The sequence below is a fragment of the Humidesulfovibrio sp. genome, from assembly GCF_035560995.1.
In the GTDB taxonomy this organism is placed as follows: domain Bacteria; phylum Desulfobacterota; class Desulfovibrionia; order Desulfovibrionales; family Desulfovibrionaceae; genus Humidesulfovibrio.
Window position 1 is genome coordinate 1 of record NZ_DATMYK010000088.1, and the last position, 18,428, is coordinate 18,428.

Genomic DNA, 18,428 nt, shown 5'->3' on the forward strand with positions numbered 1-18,428 from the left:
AGCTACAGCAGAACCAGAAGAAAACAAAAGAAAAGCACAATATCTAGCCTCCCCGTCCGGGCCGCGCCCGGCGGAGGCATGAACACGAAGGAGACCGGCCGTGAGCTCGGACAGCGCAAGCATTGCCAAGATCCAGGAAGTCATCGACCGCCTGCTGGGCCCCGGGGGCTGCCCCTGGGACCAGAAGCAGACGCCCAAGACCCTCTGCGACTACGTCATCGAGGAAGCCTTCGAGCTGGTGTCGGCCATCCGCGCCGACGACGCGGCCGAGACCTGCGAGGAGCTGGGCGACGTGCTCTTCCTGCTGCTCTTCCAGGCCACCCTGGCAAAGCGCGCCGGGCAGTTCAGCCTGGAGGACGTGGCCACCCAGAACGCGGCCAAGATGATCCGCCGCCACCCGCACGTGTTCGGCGACACGGTGGTGGCCGATCAGGAAGAACTTTTGCGCAACTGGGAGCGCATCAAGCGCGGTGAGAAGAAGGACAGCGGCAAGGAAGGCGGCCCGGCGGGCACCTTCGATTCCCTGCCCGAAGGCCTGCCGCCGCTTTTGAAGGCCTACCGCATCCACTCCAAGGCCGCGCGCACGGGCTTCACCTGGGCCACGGACGAAGACGCCCGCGCCCAGTACGAGGCCGAGCTCAAGGAGTTCGAGGAAACCTGCGAAACCGGCGATGCCGAGCGCATGGAGGAGGAGTACGGCGACCTGCTGTTCACCCTGGTGGAGCTGGGCCGCAGGAAGGGCATCAAGGCCAACGCGGCCCTGGACCGCGCGAACCTGAAATTTCTGGCGCGCTACCGGCGCATGGAGGAACTGGCCCGCGAACGCGGACTGGAACTGCTCGACATGGGCCTGGACGACAAGAACCGCCTCTGGGACGAGGCCAAGGCCCTGGGCTAGCCGCGCTAGCCTTCCAGCCTGGACGTGGGCGCCATCTCGACCTTGTTGATGGCCTGGCGCAACTCGCGCAGGATCTCTTCGTCGCTCACCGGCTCGCGGATGATGATGGAGCCGCTCTGCTTGTAGCGCGGCGGCAGGTTGTTCAGGGTCAGGGCGTAGATGTCCTGAATGTCCAGGTAGCTCGGCTTGTAGTCCAGAAACTCGCCCAGAACCTTGGGCATAAGCTTGCTGACCCGCTCTTCATTGCGGTTGCGGATGCCGCCCAAAGGCACGCCGTTGACCTCGAGACTCTTCTGCGACATGCCGCGCCTCCCTTAAAATATGACTCGGTGCATGGGCCTGTTGACGCTTATTGATTCATAGCCCAAGCGTAAAGGCCGCGCAATACCCGCCGCGCTCCGGGCAAGAACTGGAAATGGAGCGCCGGCGGCAAACCGGCGCTCCCCACGTCCAAAGGCTTGTCTCGGGTCTAGCTGGCCGAGGCCAGCACTCCCGAATTGATGAAGCTGGCCGGGAACTCGTCCTTCACCGCGCGCAGCACTTCCTCCGCCTGCTCGCGGGCCTCGAAGCTGCCAGCCTGCACAACGGAGAGCTCGCGTCCGCCGCGCACGGCGCGCACCACGCTGGCCCCGCGGAAACCGGACTGCACCAGACGGTCCTTCACCCTGCGGGCGTTCTCGTCCTGGGCAAAGGCGCCCACCTGCACGCTGTAGCGCACACCGTCAAACATTTGCGCCTGCTGGGCCTGCGGCTCGGCCACGGGCTGGGCCTTGGCCACCACCACAGGCGCCTTGGCCTGGGCGGGCTTGGCCTTGGGCGCAGGGCTCGAAACTTCGGCCAGGTCCTTCTCGATGACGCCGCCCTTGGGCTTGCGCGGAGGCGTGTCGTTCGCGGCCACGGCCACGCCCTTGAAGGTCGCGGTGGCCAGCACCGGGTTGTCCTCCACGCCCACCACGCGCACGCGGGCCAGGCCGTTGTCGGCCATGCCCAGCAGCCGCGCCGAGGCGTAGGAAAGATCGATGATGCGGCCGTCCACAAAGGGCCCGCGGTCGTTGACCACAAGCTCAAGCTCACGCCCGTTCTCCAGGTTCGTCACGCGGACCTTGGTGCCGAGCGGCAGGGTCTTATGCGCGGCGGAGACGCTGAACATGTCATACGTCTCGCCGGTGGCGGTCTTCTTGCCGTGAAAATCAATGCCGTACCAGGAGGCGTAGCCCTCCTCCTTGAAGCCCAGACCCGACTGCACGGGCCAGTAGGTCTTGCCCATGACCGAGTACGGGCTGATCTTGGGATCAACCTGGCCGGGCTGCTTCTTGTAGTACACCTGCTGGCGCTCCTGCCTGGACGCGGTCTGCTGGGTAGAATTTGCCGGAGCCTCGGAATGCAGGCGCTGGGATTCCCCCGTGGGCAGATACGCGCACCCGGTGAGTGCGAAAAGCGACGTAATAATGACAAGTCTCATGAACTTCATACAAGCCTCCGTTGCGGACGTGGTTTCACGTCTCCCCTCCCAGGGCCCCCGCCAAGACCAGGCTCTCCCAGGCCCGGCAGCGCTGCGCGCGGGCTTGGCGGGTACGCACAACCGCCTGTCATCAGACCGGGCGATTGCATCAGAAGCAAAGCGTGAAAAATCAAATGCAAAGAACGAACCACATTTTTTTCTTGACATCACGAAGGATGCGGCTCAAAGCTTGCGCTCAATTGTCGCAAAGGCCGGACGCCCGTGCTCCCGCTGTGCAAGCGACGGAAACTTTTAGAATCATTTCAGGAGCTTAGATTTTTATGCCCAAGTCCATCTACGTCGGCAACATTCCTTTCAGCGCCTCTGAAGAAGACCTCCGCAGCCTCTTCGGCCAGTACGGCGAAGTCCTTTCCGTGAAGTTCATCAACGACCGCGAGACCGGCCGCTTCCGTGGCTTCGGTTTTGTGGAGATGGACGACGCCTCCGCCAAAGAGGCCATCGACGCCTTGAACGGCAAGGAAGTCAGCGGCCGCGCCCTTCGCATCAATGAGGCCCAGGAGCGTCAGCCCCGCCCCCGCCGCGACTACTAGACAGAAGCGGTACGCCGGCGAAGAAACACACCGGCTCAAATCGCCCCGTCCCGCGCCTGCGGGACGGGGTTTTTCAATTCCGCGCGGCTTCAGGAACCCCCGTTCGATGATTCCCCAGGCGCCAGGCAAAACGTCACCGAGCTGTTGCCTCCGGGACATTGTCCAGCTACCCTTGCCGCGTAAATATTTCCGCACACCGCAACGCCCACCAAAGGAACCACTTCCATGAAGAACATCGCTCGCAACGAGCTGCTGCGCAACATCGCCATCATCGCCCACGTCGACCACGGCAAAACCACCCTTGTGGACGGCCTTTTCCGTCAAAGCGGCGTGTTCCGAGAGAACCAGCAGGTCAGCGATCGCGTCATGGACAACATGGACCTGGAGCGCGAGCGCGGCATCACCATCGCCGCCAAGAACTGTTCCGTGCGCTGGAAGGGCGTCAAGATCAACATCATCGACACCCCGGGCCACGCCGACTTCGGCGGCGAGGTCGAGCGCTCCCTGGCCATGGCCGGCGGCGCCATTCTGCTGGTCGACGCCAGCGAAGGCCCCCTGCCCCAGACGCGCTTCGTGCTCAAGAAAGCCCTCGACGGCGCCCTGCCCATCATCGTCATCGTGAACAAGATCGACCGCTCCGACGCGCGGCCCGAGGAAGTGCTGAACGAGGTCTACGACCTGTTCATCGACCTGGGCGCCAACGAGGAGCAGCTTGAGTTCCCCGTGCTCTACGCCATCGGACGCGAGGGCATCGCCCAGACCACCCTGGAAGGCCGCGGCGAAAACCTGCATCCCGTGTTCGACGCCATCATCGAGAAGATCCCCGCGCCCAGCTACGACGCCGACGCCCCCTTCCAGATGATCGTCTGCGACCTGGGCTACTCCGACTACGTGGGCCGCCTCGCCATCGGCAAGGTGGTCAACGGCACCGTGAAGTCCTCGGACTCCATGGTCTGCATCGGCGAAAGCGGCACGCCCAAGGCCCTCAAGGTCACCAAGCTGCAGGTGTACGACGGCGTGCAACTGGCCAGCGTGGACGAGGCCACCCCCGGCGACATCGCCGTGCTCGCGGGCATCGACGACGTGCACATCGGCGACACCATCTGCACCAAGGACTTCCCCCAGGCCCTGCCGCGCATCACCGTGGACGAGCCCACCGTCAGCATGCGCTTCGGCATCAACACCTCCCCCCTCGCCGGGCGCGAGGGCAAGTTCGTGCAGAGCAACAAGATCCGCGAGCGTCTGCTGAAGGAATCCCTGCAGAACGTGGCCATCCGCATTGAGGAGACCGAGGACCGTGAGTCCTTCCTGGTGAAAGGCCGCGGCGAATTCCAGATGGCCATCATCATCGAAACCATGCGCCGCGAGGGCTTCGAGCTCACCGTGGGCCGCCCGGAAGTCATCTACAAGCGCGACGAGAACGGCAAGCTCACCGAGCCCATCGAGCGCGTGTACGTGGACTGCGACGAGACCTTCATGGGCGTCGTCACCGAGAAGCTGTCCATCCGCAAGGGCCGCATGGTGAACCTGGTGAACAACGGCAAGGGCCGCGTGCGCATCGAGTTCAGCGTGCCCTCGCGGGGCTTGATCGGCTACCGCGACGAGTTCTTGACCGACACCAAGGGCACCGGCATCATGAACTCCTACCTTGAGGGCTATGGCGAGTACCGGGGCGACTTCCCCACCCGCTTCAACGGCTCCATCGTGGCCGACCGCTCCGGCGTGGGCGTGGCCTACGGCATCTTCAACCTGGAGCCGCGCGGCGAAATGTTCGTGGTGCCCGGCGACCCCCTGTACGAAGGCATGATCGTGGGCGAGCACACCCGCGAGGTGGACATCAACGTCAACCCCGCCAAGGAAAAGAAGCTCACCAACATGCGCGCCTCCGGCAAGGACGAGGCCTGCACCCTGACCCCGGTGAAGCCCATGACCCTTGAGCGCGCCATCCACTTCATCCGCGAGGACGAACTGGTGGAGGTCACCCCGCTGTCCATCCGCCTGCGCAAGGCCGTGCTCTCCGCCCAGAAGCGCCACACCAGCCGCGGCGGGGCCAAGACCGAAAGCGAATAGCGCGCCCACAGGTCGGCCATGAACCCGCTGCGCCTGCTGCTGAAGCCCTCGGCCCGCCGCTTCTTCGATGAGGCGGACCTGCTGGGCTTCCCGCTGGGCAAGAAGCTGCACGGCTACCTGTACCTGCGCTGGCCATACACCTACATCAAGATCCTTTCCGGCGAGCACCCCCTGGTCAAACTACTGGCCAGGGGGAGCCGCTGGCTGGACCGCCTCTTCCCCTCCCGCGTGGACGCCCGCCGCAAAGCCATGCGCGCCAGCAGAAACGCCACCGGAATCCGCTTCGCCGACACCTACCACGGCAAGGTCATGCCCACGGACGAGGCCATCAAGCTCGTCAAGATCGGCCGTGAGGTCAGCCTCACCGCGCCGGAATCCGTGGTGCCCTACGCCCTTGCGCGCGACATAGTGCTGAAGAACCCGGACCACATCGTGGTCTTCGACTGCCCCTGCCGCGCGGCGCGCAAGAACCCCTGCTCGCCCATGGACGTATGCATGGTGGTGGGCGAACCCTTTGCCAGCCTGGTGCTGGAGCACAACGAGAAACGCGCCCGCCGCGTGACGCCCGACGAGGCCGTGGCCATCCTGAAGGCCGAGAACGCCCGCGGCCACGTGCACCACGCCTTCTTCAAGGATCTGGCCCTGGGCCGCTTCTACGCCATCTGCAACTGCTGCTCCTGCTGCTGCGCCGCCATGGCCGCGCAGAAGAACGGCGTGGGCATGCTCGCGCCCTCCGGCTACCTCGTGCAGGTGGACGCCGAGGCCTGCGTGGGCTGCGGCAATTGCGCCAAGTTCTGCCAGTTCGGCGCGCTCAAGGCCCGCGACCGCGCGCTGCAGATCAAGACCGCCCGCTGCATGGGCTGCGGCGCCTGCGTGAGCAAGTGCCCCAAGAGCGCCCTGTCCCTTGTGGCCGAGCCCGGCCGGGGCATGCCGCTGCTGGTGGAGGAGCTCGTCAAGGCGTCCGTCGAGGCGGCGAAACGCTAGCGTTGCAGCGGGCTCAGCCTCCGGCGATCTGGGGCTGGCGTCGTCTCCGTTTCAGCCTCCGGCGGCCAAGGGACCTCCGGCCCCTTGGAACCCCGATAAGTAAAAGACAAGCTCCCTATCACCGGAGTCCAGAGGGTGGATGCCCCCTGGCCTGCGGGGCATGAACCGGCCGCACACGCCAGCCCGCCTTTCCCCCCAGCCCCTTGCGGTGTCCTCCACACTCCAGGTACACAGGCACATGACGACACGCGACAGCAGCCCCATCCGTCCGGCAGACCTGCGCCTTATAGCCCTGCTGGAGCTGACCAAGGGCCTGCTGGTGCTTCTGGCAGGCTTCGGCCTGCTCAGCCAGCTGCACCAGGACACGGCACTCGCGGCGGAGGAACTGGTGCGCCACCTGCACCTGAACCCGGCCAGCCACACCCCGCGCATCTTCATCGAAGCAGCGTCCGGACTCACCGATGCCCGCCTGTGGACACTGGCGGGCGCTGCCATGGGCTATTCCCTGCTGCGCTTTGCCGAGGCCTACGGCCTCTGGCGCGAAAAGGCCTGGGCCGAATGGTTCGGCGCGCTTTCCGGCGCGCTGTATCTGCCCCTGGAACTTTACGAGCTGTACCAGCGGATCACCTGGGCCAGAGTCACTGTCCTGGCGGTGAATGTCGTGGTCGTGGCGGTGCTGGTCCGGGCGCTGCTGAAACGGCGAAAGAGCCGGGGCGGACAAGGCTGAGCGGCGTCCGTGTTTCAGCCTCCGGCGATCTGGGGCTGGCGTCGTCTCCGTTTCAGCCTCCGGCGGCCAAGGGACCTTCGGCCCCTTGGAACCCCGATAAGTAAAAGGCGACCTCCCCACCACCGGGGTCCAGGGGGTGGATGCCCCCTGGCCTGCGGAGCATGAACCAGCCGCACACGCCAGCCGCGAGCACTCGAAACACAACGTCATCTCCGTTCAGCCTCCGGCGGCCAAGGGACCTTCGGCCCCTTGGAACCCCGATAAGTAAAAGGTGGCCTTCCAACCACCGGGGTCCAGGGGGTGGATGCCCCCTGGCCTGCGGAGCATGAACCAGCCGCACTCCCCAGCCGGAAGCTCTCAAAACGCACCCTCCTCCCCCCTCCCCCAACGCCGAAAGGGCGGGACCAGATGCTTCCGGTCCCGCCCTTTCGGCTGTGACGTGCGATGAGAGGAGTCTTCATCCGGCAGAGGGCGCGGGAGACAGCGTCTCCCGCCCTGCCCTGCCGCCGCGCCGACATTGCTGCCGGCTCATGTTCCGCCGAGGAGGATCGCTCTTGCTGGGGCGCAGCACCGGACGATGGAAACGGAACATGGGCCTTGAAAAGAGCCGCCCCGACATGAGCGCGGCGTACACGCGCGCAGGCCGGGGCGGCATGAGAGGGGGCTAGTCGTAGTAGACGCCGCTGCGGCCTTCGGGCTCGGCGCTGCGGGCCTCGGCGCGCAGTTCGGCCTCAAGGGCGGCCACGCGCGTCTCAAGCTCCTGCACACGCTCGGCGTCCACGCGGGCGGGGGTGTTGGCCGCCGCCATGGCCGGTGCGGCCGGGGAAAGGTTTTCGCTCATGCGGCTGCCGTCCATGCGGTTGCAAGCCGTGCTCAGAAAGAGCATCACGAAAAAGCAGACTCTGGCGAATGCGAGGCTTGTTCTGTCCGTCTTCATCTTGCGTCCCTCGATGCGTCACGGCGCATCCGAATCGTATTGTGCGCGCTTGGGGGGGCTTACAAAACCCGGGCGGCTTCACGAGCACCCTGTGGCGAGCGGCGCGGCTTGTAAATGCGGAAGATTTTGAGTATGCCTTCGGAACAGGCGAAGGCACACCCGAAAAACGGCCGCACACGCCATCACGGAGCAGCACATGTCTTTTGATTTGACCGACCTGCGATTATTCATGAACGTGGTGGAAAGCGGCAGCATCACCAAGGGGGCGGAGCGTTCGCATCTGGCCCTTGCCTCGGCCAGCGCGCGCATCCGCAACATGGAGGACATGCTGGAGGTTGCGCTGCTCTCGCGCGGGCGCAGGGGCGTGGAGCCCACCCAGGCCGGACGGGCGCTGGCGCACCACGGGCGCATCGTGCTGGACCAGTGGGAGCGCATGCTGGGCGACCTGGGCGAATACGCCAAGGGTCTCAAGGGGCACATCCGGCTTCTGTGCAACACGGCCAGCCTGACGGAATTTTTGCCCGACCTTTTGACCGCCTACCTGGCCGACCACCCCAACGTGAGCATCGATGTGCACGAGCGGCTCTCGTCGGAGATCGTGCAGGATGTGGTGGACGGCAAGGCCGATGTGGGCGTCATGGCCCATGCCACGGACGTGGGCGAGCTGACCACCTTCCCCTTCCGCAAGCTGACCTTTGTGCTGGCCACGCCCGCCGGACATTCGCTGGCCTCGCGCCGCAGCCTGGCCTTCTCCGAGGTGCTGGACTACGACTTCGTGGGCCTGGCCGAGGACAGCCCCCTGCAACGCTATCTGGAGGCCCATGCCGCGCGCCTGGGACGGGAGATGAACTACCGCGTGCGTCTGCGCGGCTTCCTCACCGTGGGCAAGATGGTGGAGAACGGCGTGGGCGTGGCCATCATGCCCGACACAGCCGCCCAGCGCTGCCAGGAGACCATGAACATCCGCACCGTGCGCCTCACGGACTCCTGGTCCACGCGCGACCTGATGCTTTGCGTGCGCAGCCTGTCCGAACTGCCCGTGCACGTGCGCGAGCTGGTGGAGATGCTGCGTTCCTAGCCTCCGCATCTTTTTCCCCGCCTGCGCAATAATCGGATGGCGGACGCGCCCCCTACACGGTAAACCGGCGTCATGAACACCCGCAGCACACACTCCGCCCGGGCAGAGGCCGTATCCGAACCCGCGGCCCGGCGCATCATAGAGGCCGCCTGCCGCAGCCTGGAGAACGACGAACCCGCGCCCGGCCTGGCCCAGCTGGCCGAGGCAGCTGGCTTGAGCCGCTGGCACTTCCAGCGCCTGTTCAAGCGCCGCCTGGGCGTAACCCCGAAGCAGTACCTGAACGCCCTGCGCGCCCAGCGCCTCAAGGCTTCCCTCCAGCCCGGCGGCTCGATCACCGATGCGGTGTACGCCGCGGGCTTCGGCTCGCCCAGCCGGGTGTACGAGTCCGCGCGCCGCATGCTGGGCATGAGCCCCGGCGCTTACCGCGACGGGGGCCAGGGCCTGCGCATCCGCCGTGCGGTGGCGCAGTCGCGCCTGGGGCTACTGCTGGTGGCCGCCACGGAAGCGGGCATCTGCGCCATCGAGTTCGGGGAGGAGGAAGGCGAATTGCTGGAACGCTTGGCGCGGCGTTTTCCCCGCGCCGCCAGCCTGGAGCCGGATGAGGTCCTGCGGGGGTATGTCGAGCGCATCGTGGCGGCGGTGGAAGCGGGCGCGGAACTCTCCGGCCTGCCGCTGGACATCCGGGGCACTGCCTTCCAGCACACGGTCTGGCGGGCCCTGCAAAACATCCCCGCGGGCGGCACCCGCACCTACTCCGAACTGGCCGAGGCCATCGGCAGGCCCGGAGCGGCCAGGGCCGTGGCGCGGGCCTGCGCCTCCAACCCCCTGGCGGTGGCCGTGCCCTGCCACCGCGCAGTGGGCAAGGACGGTGGCCTCACGGGCTACCGCTGGGGCTTGGAGCGCAAGAAGGCCCTGCTGGAGCGCGAAGCCTCTCGCGCAGCCGAAGGCAGCGAAAAAGAAGGTTGAGGTCGGCCCACGAAGATCAGGTTCGCGCTGGCTGAATTCGCTCTCTCCGGGCTACTTGCCGAAGGCCACGGTGTCGAAGGCGCGCTGGCGCTTGTCCGGGCTCCACATGGAGGGCGCGGGCGGCGGGGCCGTGGCCGAGCGCACGGTCAGGCCTTCCATGGGCCGCACGATCTCCGCGCGGCCGCCGTCGTTCACGATGTACACGCCCTTGCCGGAGATGAGCAGCACCGAAATCTCGTCTGCGGCCAGGTAGCCGCCCCAGAAGTCCGTGCCGCGTATGCCGATGGTGGCCAGCGGGGTGGAGACCTCGAAGGGCCCGCCGCGCAGGGCCTCCAACTGGCCCGTGGCCACGCGGAACGCGCCCTTGGTCAGCTTCAGCAGCACGCCGCCGTCCTGGCGGCCCAGGTCATAGCGCTCCACGCTGAACTCCGTGTCCGCGCCGAGGGTCAGCCTGGTCTCGTCGAGCAGGGTGATCTCCAGGCGCGCTCCGGGGCCTGTCCTGAGCACGTCCTTGCGATTGATGAGCGCGTTGGGGGACAGTTCCTTGAGCACGCTGCCCTGTACCGCATAGGAAAGCCCCTGGGTGCGCGTCACATGGCCCACGGTCTCCACGTCCGCGGCGAAGGCCGCCGAGGCTGCGGCGAGGGAAAACACCAGGGCCGCCAGAATGCTGGCCAGCGCGGTCGAACGGAACGGGGCGAACGGGGTGCGGGACATCTGCATGGCTGGCCTCCCTGGCGGCGTGTGGACATGGGCCCAATGATGCCCAAGAGATAGCCGAGCTTGGCCGCCTTGTCGACAGGTTCCGCATGCGACATGCGCCAGGGGCACCCGCTCGTGCCTCCTTTGTGCGCCCTTTGCCCGCAGGCCCTTGCCTGGCGGGCCGCGCCAGGGTACCACGGCAATGAAGCAGCATCAGCAAGAGGGGAGCCATGAACGCCAGCGACTCGAAAAAGCTCTGCATCCACGGGCATTTTTACCAGCCCCCCAGGGAAGACCCCTGGATGGACACCATTTTTCCGGAAGGCAGCGCCGCGCCCGCCGCGCACTGGAACGAACGCATCTGCGCCGAGAGCTACGCCCCCCTGGCCTGGGCCAGAAGACTGGACGCCCAGGGCCGCATCATCGAGATCATGAACTGCTACGAGTACATGAGCTTCAACTTCGGCCCCACGCTGCTCACCTGGATGGAGCGCCAGGCCCCGGACGTTTACGCCCGCGTGCTCGAGGGCGACCGCAAGAGCCTGGAGCGCCTGGGCCACGGCAACGCCATCGCCCAGATCTACCACCACGTCATCATGCCGCTGGCCACCGACCTGGACAAGCGCGCGGAGATCGCCTGGGCCCTGGCCGACTTCGAGGCGCGCTTCAAGCGCCCGGCCGAAGGCCTGTGGCTTTCCGAGGCCGCCGTGGACACGCGCACCCTGGACCTCCTTGCCCAGGCCGGGGTCCGCTTCACCATCCTGGCCCCGCGCCAGGCCCGGGAAGTGGCAGATGTGGGTGCGGACAACTGGACCGCCGCCCACGAGGGAAACCTGAACATACGCGAGCCCTACCTCGTGGAACTGCCGCAGGGCCGCAGCATTGCCGTATATTTCTACGACGGTCCCCTTTCGCAGGCCGTGGCCTTCGAGGGCCTTTTGCGCCACGGCGATTCCTTCTGGGGACGGCTTTCCGGCATGGCGGGCCAGAACAACGGCGAGGGACTCCTCGCGCTGGCGACCGATGGCGAGACCTACGGCCACCACTTCAAGTTCGGCGAGATGGCGCTGGCCTTCGCCCTGTCCCAGGCCCGCGCGGGCGTGGAAAACGTGGCCCTGACCAACTACGCGGCCTTCCTGGCGCAAAACCCGCCCAAACGGCGCGCGCGCATCCACGAGAACAGCTCCTGGAGCTGCGCCCACGGCGTGGAGCGCTGGCGCGCGGACTGCGGCTGCGCCACGGAGCACAAGCCCGGCTGGAACCAGCGCTGGCGCGGCCCCCTGCGCGACGGCCTGAATGCCGTGAAGGAACGCATCGACCACCACTACCTGGCCCTTGGGGCGCGGCTCTTCCGCGAGCCCGAGGCCGCGCTGGTGAACTACGGCCGCGTGCTCTCCGGCCTGGAGACGCCCAAAGCCTTCGCCGCCGCGCAGTTCACGCCCGGCCTCACGGCCGAGGACACGCACACGGCCTGGCGGCTTCTGACCATGCAGAAGTGGGCGCTGTCGTCCTTCGCCAGCTGCGCCTGGTTCTTCGACGACCTGGGGCGCATCGAGCCCCTGAACGCCCTGACCTTTGCCCTGCGGGCCATGCAGCTGGCCGCGCGCACCGGGCTGGAGGATCTGGAGCCGCTGCTGCTTTCACACGTAGGCCAGGCCAGCAGCAACGACCCCGCACTGGGCGACGGCAACGACCTGTGGAACCAGGAAGTGCGGCCCCGGCGCGAAAGCCCGGAGACCATCCTCGCCCAGGCGCTGCTGCGCCTTTGGGCCGAAGGACGCCTCCCCGCGCCCGGTGGAGAGGCTGCCGTAGAGTGGCCCGGGCTGTCCGTCAGCGTGCGCGTGAGCGGCCAGGAGCAGGGAGAAACCGGCCAGGACCACCGCCAGGGCACGGCCAGCATCCGGTGGGCGCGGGAAAGCGGTGCCGACGAGCACGCCTGGACCTGGGAGCTCCCCAGCGGCGGCGATCCCTTTGCCGGGTGCATCCGCGTGGGCGCGGCCGGAGCCAAGTGCATCCCGGCGGCGTACATTCCCTGGGGCAAACGGCAGGCCCTTGCGCTCGCCTGGGTGCGCCGCGTGGAGGCCGAGACCTGGGAGCGGCAGGTTGCGGAATCGCGCCTGGGCGCGCACCTGTTCCTGCCCTACCGCGAGGCCCAGACCACCCAGACCGGCAACGAGTGCTGGGACCGGCTCTGGTCCGCGCTGACCTGGCAATGGGTCATGGGCGAGGTGACGGCCTCCCGCGATTTTCTGGGCTACCTGCTGGAGCGCGGGCGCGAGCATCCGGAGCGGCACCTGCTGGCCCGGCGCGTGGGCCAGGCCCTTGCGGGGCTCCTCGCCCAGGCCAAGCCCGACTGCCACGCTCTGCGGCTGATTCTGGAGCGCGCGGCAAGCGTGGGCCTGGAGCCTGACCTGCGGGAGGCCCAGAACCTGTACTGGACGCGGCTCAAGACCGTTTCGGGGACCGGCGAGGCCGGACAGGCCCTGGGCTTCGCCCCGCTGTGACGCGGCTTGCCCAAAACGTTCCGGCAGGGTAAAGCCCGGCCACACGCTTCCTCGGAGGTTCCTGAGTGCTCACTGAAGCCATTTCGCATTTCGCCATACAGGTGCTGGAAAGCACCGGCCTTGCCGGGGCGGCCTTGCTCATGGCCCTGGAAAGCATGATCGCCCCGGTGCCCAGCGAGGCTGTGATGCCCTTTGTGGGCTTCCTGGTGGCCGACGGAAAATGGAACCTCGCGGAGGCCATCCTGGCCACGAGCATCGGCTCGTTCCTGGGCTCCTACGTCTCGTATCTCATGGGGTATTACGGCGGCAGGCCCTTTGTGCTCAAGGTGGGCAAATACCTGCTGCTCGATGTGCACGACCTGGAGATGACCGAACGCTTCTTTCAGCGCAAGGGCAGCTCGTGGACGCTTTTCGCCAGCCGCTTCATCCCCGTGGTGCGGCACTTGGTGTCCATCCCGGCGGGCATCGGCAAGATGCGCTTCTGGCCCTTCGCCATCGCCACCACGGCGGGCGCCACCATGTGGAACACCTTCCTGCTCCTGTGCGGCTTCAAGCTGCGCGAAAACTGGGAAATGGTGCAGACCTACCGCCACCAGTTCGACGGGCTGATCATCGGCATGCTGGTGGTCACCATCGTGGCCTACGTGTGGTACAAGCTGAAGCGCAAGCGCGCCCTGCGCAGTCAGTCCGCAGACTAGCCCGAGCAAACGGAACGAAGAAGCCCCCGGCGATCCAGAGCGGACCGCCGGGGGCTTTTGTTTGCTGCGGCGGGCGGGCCTAGCGGAAGGTGATGTCGGCCCGTGCGGTCTCGGCGTCCTGGATCTGCACGGTCACGTCCACCGGAGTCTTGTAGAACTCGGCCGCGCCGCGCAGAATGCCCTCGAAGTAGTGCTGGTATCCCCGGCGCGACTTGTAGATCATGGTCAGCTTGTTGCCCCGGTCCTCGAAGCTGAAGCGCGGCGGCACGATGCCCGGCAGGGCCTTGGTCAGCTCCGCGTGGGTCTGGTTCATGGTCAGCAGGAAGGTCTTCAGGTTATCAGCCTTGAAGTAGCCGCGGTACATCTTGTGGAACTGGTGGATCGTATACCGGCCAAGGTCCACGAACACGGCGCGCTGGTCCTGTCCGACCGCCTGGGCCACCACGTCGGCCATCTGCTTCAGCACCTGGTCCGGGTAGCTGCTGCCGGGCAGGAACATGGGGTTTCCCAGAGCCTCCGCCACCTTGGCATGCACGGACGCACCGTACTTGGACTGGATGAAATCCAGCATGATCTTGGGCAGGATGCCCTTCATCTGCCCCTGGGAAGCGCGCAGCTTGCTCGCGTCGGACTTGGTGGCGCTGAAGGTCATGGAAAGCTGAAGCAGGTTCTGGGCCAGTTCAGCCAGCTCCCGCGTGGCCGAAGCCGACTGCCCGGCTCCTTCCTCGGCCTCCTTGGCGATGCCCGCGATGTCCTCGATGTTCCGGTTGATCTCCTCCGCCGCGGAGGACTGTTCCTCGGCCGCGGTGGCGATCTGGGCCACGCGGCCCGTCACGTCGTCGATGCGCTTCATGATTTCTTCAAGCGCAAGGCCGGTGCGGTTGGAAAGGTCCGTGCTCGACTCCACCTGCTTCTCAGTCTCGCGCATGGTGGTCACGGCGTTCTGGCTGCGCTCCTGGATCTCGCGGATGGAGTTCTCCACTTCCTTGGTGGCGGTCATGGTCTTTTCGGCGAGTTTCCTCACCTCGTCGGCCACCACGGCGAAGCCGCGTCCCGCATCGCCCGCCCGCGCGGCCTCGATGGCCGCGTTCAGGGCCAGCAGGTTCGTCTGATCGGCGATGTCGTTGATGACGTTGATGATGCGGTCGATCTCCGCGGCCTGGGAATCAAGCTGTCCCAGCACCTGGGCCAGTTTGCGGGAGGACTCGGCCACCTGGTTGATGCCCTTCACGCTGTCGCGCACCAGGGTCACGCCGTCGCCCGCGGCCTTGCTGGCCGTGGCGGCCGCGTCGGAAGACTGGGTGGCGTTCTGGGCCACCTCAAGCACCGTGGCGGTCATCTGCTCCATGGCGGTGGAGACGCTTTCGGTCTGGGCCTTCTGGCGGTTGGCGCCCTTGGCCTGCTCGTCCGCGCTGGCGGAGAGTTCCTCCGAGGCGCTGGCCACGCGCTGGGCCAGGTCGTTGATGGCGTTGCCCACCTGCATGGCCTGCTCCTGCTGCTTTTGCAGGGCGCGGCTCTGCTCCTTCACCTCGGCCAGGTCGGCCAGGCAGACCACTGCGCCCAGCACCTCGCCGCCGATGCCCCGGATGCAGTTCACCACGGCCAGCACGTCGGCCTTGCGGCCGTCCCAGAACACCAGCTCAAGCTCTTGGGAAACGTCCTTCTTTTCGGCTATGACCTTCTCGGTGATGGAGGCGTTCTTCTTGTTGTAGAAGGCCTCGGACACGGTCTTGCCCTGGACGTCGGCCTCCTTTTTCTTCAGGAGGTCCAACATGGATTCGCTCACATGAGTGATGATTCCGGTCGCGTCGCACAAAAGAAACGGCGTGCCCACGGCGTGCACGGCACCCCGGTAGAACTCGCGGCGGCGCATGTTGTACTCGAACGCCTCGGACGCCAGGGCGCCAAGCTCGCCGTACTCGCGCCATGACTTCACCTCGTCGAAAAGGAAATCGCGCTTGCGCGCCATGACCCGCATGAGCCCACCCATGAGTTGCGCAGCGACGTTGCTTTGGGTGGAGGCCAGGTACCCGGCCAGACCAAGGCAAATGGCGGCCAACCCCAGAGAGGCGTAAAGATTGGCCGTGAAAAAGGCTCCCAGGACCAGGACCGCTCCAACGGCCCCGATGGCCCACATGCCTGCCGCGGGGGGAATCTGCTGCTGCGATTTCATGCTGCGCTCCTTGAAGGTGACCCAGGCGGAAAACCCGCTACCTCAAGCTCATCGGCCATTTATTATTACAGCTTTACTACGGTACCCATTTCATCAAAATTCTAGATAATTGGCAAGGGCGCACAGCGACGGGAGGCATTTTCGCCTGCGCATTGACTTGCCGCCCCTGTTTTGGCACCTACAGGGACGCTTGCGGGGCGGTCCAAAAGGACCAGCGCCCTGCACCAGGCGGAGGGGTGGCCGAGCGGCCAATGGCGGTGGTCTTGAAAACCACTGACGGGTAACCGTCCGGGGGTTCGAATCCCTCCCCCTCCGCCACTCACTGCAATATCAGCATGTTAGCATACACGGATCACCGAGTGAGACAACCCGGTGAGACACAGTTATGCACATGCCGACCTATCTTGTCCGCTCCCGCCACAGCATCTTTTACTTCCGCTACCCGTTGCCTGCGCCCCTCTGTCCTCTCGGACAGTCGCGGGATATCAAGCTTTCGCTCCAGACCCGCGACCCGAAGCGCGCCTTGCAAACCTCGCGGCTTCTCGCCTACATTGGCGACACCATGACAAACCAAGCAGTTCAGAAAGGCATGAGCTATGCCGAAATTCGCTCAGTGCTGCACAAGCATTTCACCGATTGCCTTAACACATTGAAGGCGCGTGTTGAAAGCACCGGTCCTCAAACCCAGTTTGCCGACTACTACTCGCAAATGCACGCTATGGGCCTGAACATAGCGGATGAACTCCTGACCTCTGAGGCGGACACTCTTATCAGCAAGTACGCTCTTCCGCTCAAAGACGGCAGCGGCCCGTACGAACTGTTCAGGTCTGAACTTGCCAAGGCCCACAAGGCATACTGTGCACAGGCGCTTAATCTGCTGAAGCAAGTTGAAGGCTATCGCTTCGATGTCGGTGAGCCGTGTCAGGCCAGCCCAATTGAGCTGAAGCCTACAAGCTATTCCACTGTGCCAGCAACCAACCTGGAAACAGTCATTACACGATTTGTGAAGGAACGCGTTCAGGGTGGCAACTGGGTAAACAAGACAGAGCGGGAATACTCCGCGATGTTCACTTTTCTCATGGAAACGCTTGGGGCTGACACGGACATCAAGACACTGAGCGTTGTGAATGCCCGTACGGTCAAAGAGGCGCTTGGGCAACGCGACAAGCCCAATGCCCGGCGCGGCTTTGCTCCTCGCAAGGGCAGTGCTTCCCGTACGGATTCCCCGGACACGCTCAGCGTGAAGACGATCAACAAGCATTTAACCGCGTATGCTGCTCTCTTCCGGTGGGCAGTTGCCAACGGGTATGCAGACGCAAACATCTTTCAGGGCCTTTCTATCCGGCAGGCCAAGTCGGTTGAAGACAAGCGCAAGGCGTTCTCGCATGATCAGATTGCCAGCATTGTTGGGGAACTGACGACCTTCCCCACCAAGAAAGAGTTCCAGAAGTGGGGACCTCTGCTCGGCATATTCACAGGAGCGCGGTTAAATGAAATCGCTCAGCTCACCCCGGCTGATGTCCGGCAGGTTGACGGTGTATGGTGCCTAGATATCAACACCAACTCGGAAGGGAAGCACCTCAAGACCGCTTCAGCCAAGCGGATTGTCCCTGTACACTCCGGGCTGATTGCCCAGGATTTCCTGAAGTACGTTGAGCAGGTCAAGAACGCAGGGCATAGCCGTATTCTGCACGAACTGACCTACGACCCCGCCAACGGTTATGGCCGCAACCTTGGCCGTTGGTTCAATGAATCCTTTCTGTCCAAGCTCGGCATCAAGGATTCACAGCTTGTGTTCCATAGTCTGAGGCATACGATGATTACGGAGCTTCTGAGAGCAGGTGTCGCGGATGGATTCGTCAAAGCCATTGTTGGCCATGCGCAGGAAGGAGTTACAAAGACCGTGTATTTTGAGAAGGGCTATAAGCCTAGTCAGCTAAAGGACGCGATTGAGCAAGTTCACAACAACCTTACCTGCATTACAGCAATTATTGAACCGTCCACAACAGCACAGACATGATAAAACGCATTCAAGCAACATCATACATTTTCATGCCCATGAAAAATAACGCAGCCAATCTGTTCTGACCACATCATACAACCTTCCAGTTTATACAGTACAGTGATGACTTGCCATGTAATGTCCTTGCTGTTCACCTAAGCATGGCCTTCTTGTTCTATTCATATTAATTGTATATTTACTGTCAACTTCAGTCCCTCCCATTTTACCTGTCTGTCCTGTCAGTCTCTCTGTCCTGTACTCTGTCCTATGTCTGATCAGTCTGTCACAGTATGTTCAATCTTTGCCAACTGTGTTGTCTGTATGGTTGCTGGCAGTTATTCAACTGTGTTGTATGGTCAGTTTTTCAACTGTAGTTGTCTGGTCCATTATGGGTAGTTCTGATTGTCTGGCTGTGTCTGTACTGTATGTACCCTGTTCTGAACTCTGTTCATGTCTCCATTTCTGCCATCTTTCTGGGAGGGCGGGCTCTTTAAGAACGGGACTAGTTCCTTACCCTGTACAGTGCCCCTGTGCAGTCAGGCCCGTCAGGCCAGTCAGGCAGCACGGCCCGTCCGGGCAGACGCAGGCCAGGGAACAGATAGCCCAGCCGCATGCCCAGGCCCGGACTGCCCAGACC

Annotated in this window: 15 protein-coding genes and 1 tRNA gene; 11 read left to right on the forward strand and 5 right to left on the reverse strand. The window is 64.6% G+C overall.

Translation table 11 applies throughout. The features are described from left to right. Positions 1-100: 100 nt before the first annotated feature. Positions 101-898, forward strand: coding sequence for a nucleoside triphosphate pyrophosphohydrolase (gene mazG, locus VN419_RS03295; RefSeq protein ID WP_325644413.1), 798 nt, complete (start codon positions 101-103; stop codon positions 896-898). A gap of 5 nt (positions 899-903) precedes the next feature. On the opposite strand, the gene VN419_RS03300 is transcribed toward mazG, so the two are convergent. Beyond that, on the reverse strand, positions 904-1,200 hold the full coding sequence (locus tag VN419_RS03300) for a late competence development ComFB family protein (protein WP_325644415.1): 297 nt from the start codon (positions 1,198-1,200) through the stop codon (positions 904-906). Between the two features lie 167 nt (positions 1,201-1,367). Beyond that, a complete protein-coding gene (locus VN419_RS03305) occupies positions 1,368-2,369 on the reverse strand; it encodes a septal ring lytic transglycosylase RlpA family protein (RefSeq protein ID WP_325644417.1) in 1,002 nt (333 codons plus the stop codon). 311 nt (positions 2,370-2,680) lie between these two features. Here VN419_RS03305 and VN419_RS03310 point away from each other — a divergent pair, with 311 nt between their 5' ends. The 4 genes from VN419_RS03310 to VN419_RS03325 all read left to right on the forward strand — a co-directional run bounded on the left by VN419_RS03310 (position 2,681) and on the right by VN419_RS03325 (position 6,731). Then, complete coding sequence (locus VN419_RS03310) at positions 2,681-2,950, forward strand: RNA-binding protein (RefSeq protein WP_325644419.1); 270 nt, start codon at positions 2,681-2,683, stop codon at positions 2,948-2,950. A 225-nt stretch (positions 2,951-3,175) separates the two neighbouring features. Continuing rightward, positions 3,176-5,020, forward strand: a complete 1,845-nt coding sequence (gene typA, locus VN419_RS03315) for a translational GTPase TypA (RefSeq protein ID WP_325644421.1) — start codon at positions 3,176-3,178, stop codon at positions 5,018-5,020. 18 nt (positions 5,021-5,038) lie between these two features. After that, on the forward strand, positions 5,039-6,004 hold the full coding sequence (locus VN419_RS03320) for a 4Fe-4S binding protein (protein ID WP_325644423.1): 966 nt from the start codon (positions 5,039-5,041) through the stop codon (positions 6,002-6,004). A gap of 238 nt (positions 6,005-6,242) precedes the next feature. Then, a complete protein-coding gene (locus tag VN419_RS03325; RefSeq protein WP_325644425.1) occupies positions 6,243-6,731 on the forward strand; it encodes a DUF2127 domain-containing protein in 489 nt (162 codons plus the stop codon). A gap of 664 nt (positions 6,732-7,395) precedes the next feature. Here the strand turns inward: VN419_RS03325 and VN419_RS03330 are convergent. Continuing rightward, positions 7,396-7,668, reverse strand: coding sequence for a hypothetical protein (locus tag VN419_RS03330; RefSeq protein ID WP_325644426.1), 273 nt, complete (start codon positions 7,666-7,668; stop codon positions 7,396-7,398). Between the two features lie 196 nt (positions 7,669-7,864). Here VN419_RS03330 and VN419_RS03335 point away from each other — a divergent pair, with 196 nt between their 5' ends. Beyond that, positions 7,865-8,746 (forward strand): LysR family transcriptional regulator, encoded by an 882-nt coding sequence (locus VN419_RS03335; protein ID WP_325644428.1) that lies wholly within the window; start codon positions 7,865-7,867, stop codon positions 8,744-8,746. Between the two features lie 72 nt (positions 8,747-8,818). Then, a complete protein-coding gene (locus tag VN419_RS03340; protein WP_325644430.1) occupies positions 8,819-9,712 on the forward strand; it encodes a methylated-DNA--[protein]-cysteine S-methyltransferase in 894 nt (297 codons plus the stop codon). A gap of 51 nt (positions 9,713-9,763) precedes the next feature. Here the strand turns inward: VN419_RS03340 and VN419_RS03345 are convergent, their stop codons facing one another. After that, complete coding sequence (locus VN419_RS03345) at positions 9,764-10,435, reverse strand: FecR family protein (protein WP_325644432.1); 672 nt, start codon at positions 10,433-10,435, stop codon at positions 9,764-9,766. Positions 10,436-10,644: 209 nt separating this feature from the next. Here VN419_RS03345 and VN419_RS03350 point away from each other — a divergent pair, with 209 nt between their 5' ends. Together VN419_RS03350 and VN419_RS03355 are read left to right on the forward strand one after the other, a co-directional pair. Beyond that, positions 10,645-12,918 carry a DUF3536 domain-containing protein gene (locus VN419_RS03350; protein WP_325644434.1) on the forward strand — a complete coding sequence of 758 codons (2,274 nt, stop codon included), beginning with the start codon at positions 10,645-10,647 and terminating at the stop codon, positions 12,916-12,918. 65 nt (positions 12,919-12,983) lie between these two features. After that, positions 12,984-13,616 carry a DedA family protein gene (locus tag VN419_RS03355; RefSeq protein WP_325644436.1) on the forward strand — a complete coding sequence of 211 codons (633 nt, stop codon included), beginning with the start codon at positions 12,984-12,986 and terminating at the stop codon, positions 13,614-13,616. A 79-nt stretch (positions 13,617-13,695) separates the two neighbouring features. On the opposite strand, the gene VN419_RS03360 is transcribed toward VN419_RS03355, so the two are convergent. Further along, a complete protein-coding gene (locus VN419_RS03360) occupies positions 13,696-15,789 on the reverse strand; it encodes a methyl-accepting chemotaxis protein (RefSeq protein ID WP_325644438.1) in 2,094 nt (697 codons plus the stop codon). 230 nt (positions 15,790-16,019) lie between these two features. Between VN419_RS03360 and VN419_RS03365 the strand changes: the two genes are divergently transcribed. Both VN419_RS03365 and VN419_RS03370 read left to right on the forward strand, forming a co-directional pair. Then, a tRNA-Ser gene (locus tag VN419_RS03365) sits at positions 16,020-16,107 on the forward strand. 73 nt (positions 16,108-16,180) lie between these two features. Then, a complete protein-coding gene (locus VN419_RS03370; RefSeq protein ID WP_325644440.1) occupies positions 16,181-17,809 on the forward strand; it encodes a site-specific integrase in 1,629 nt (542 codons plus the stop codon). Positions 17,810-18,428: the final 619 nt, after the last annotated feature.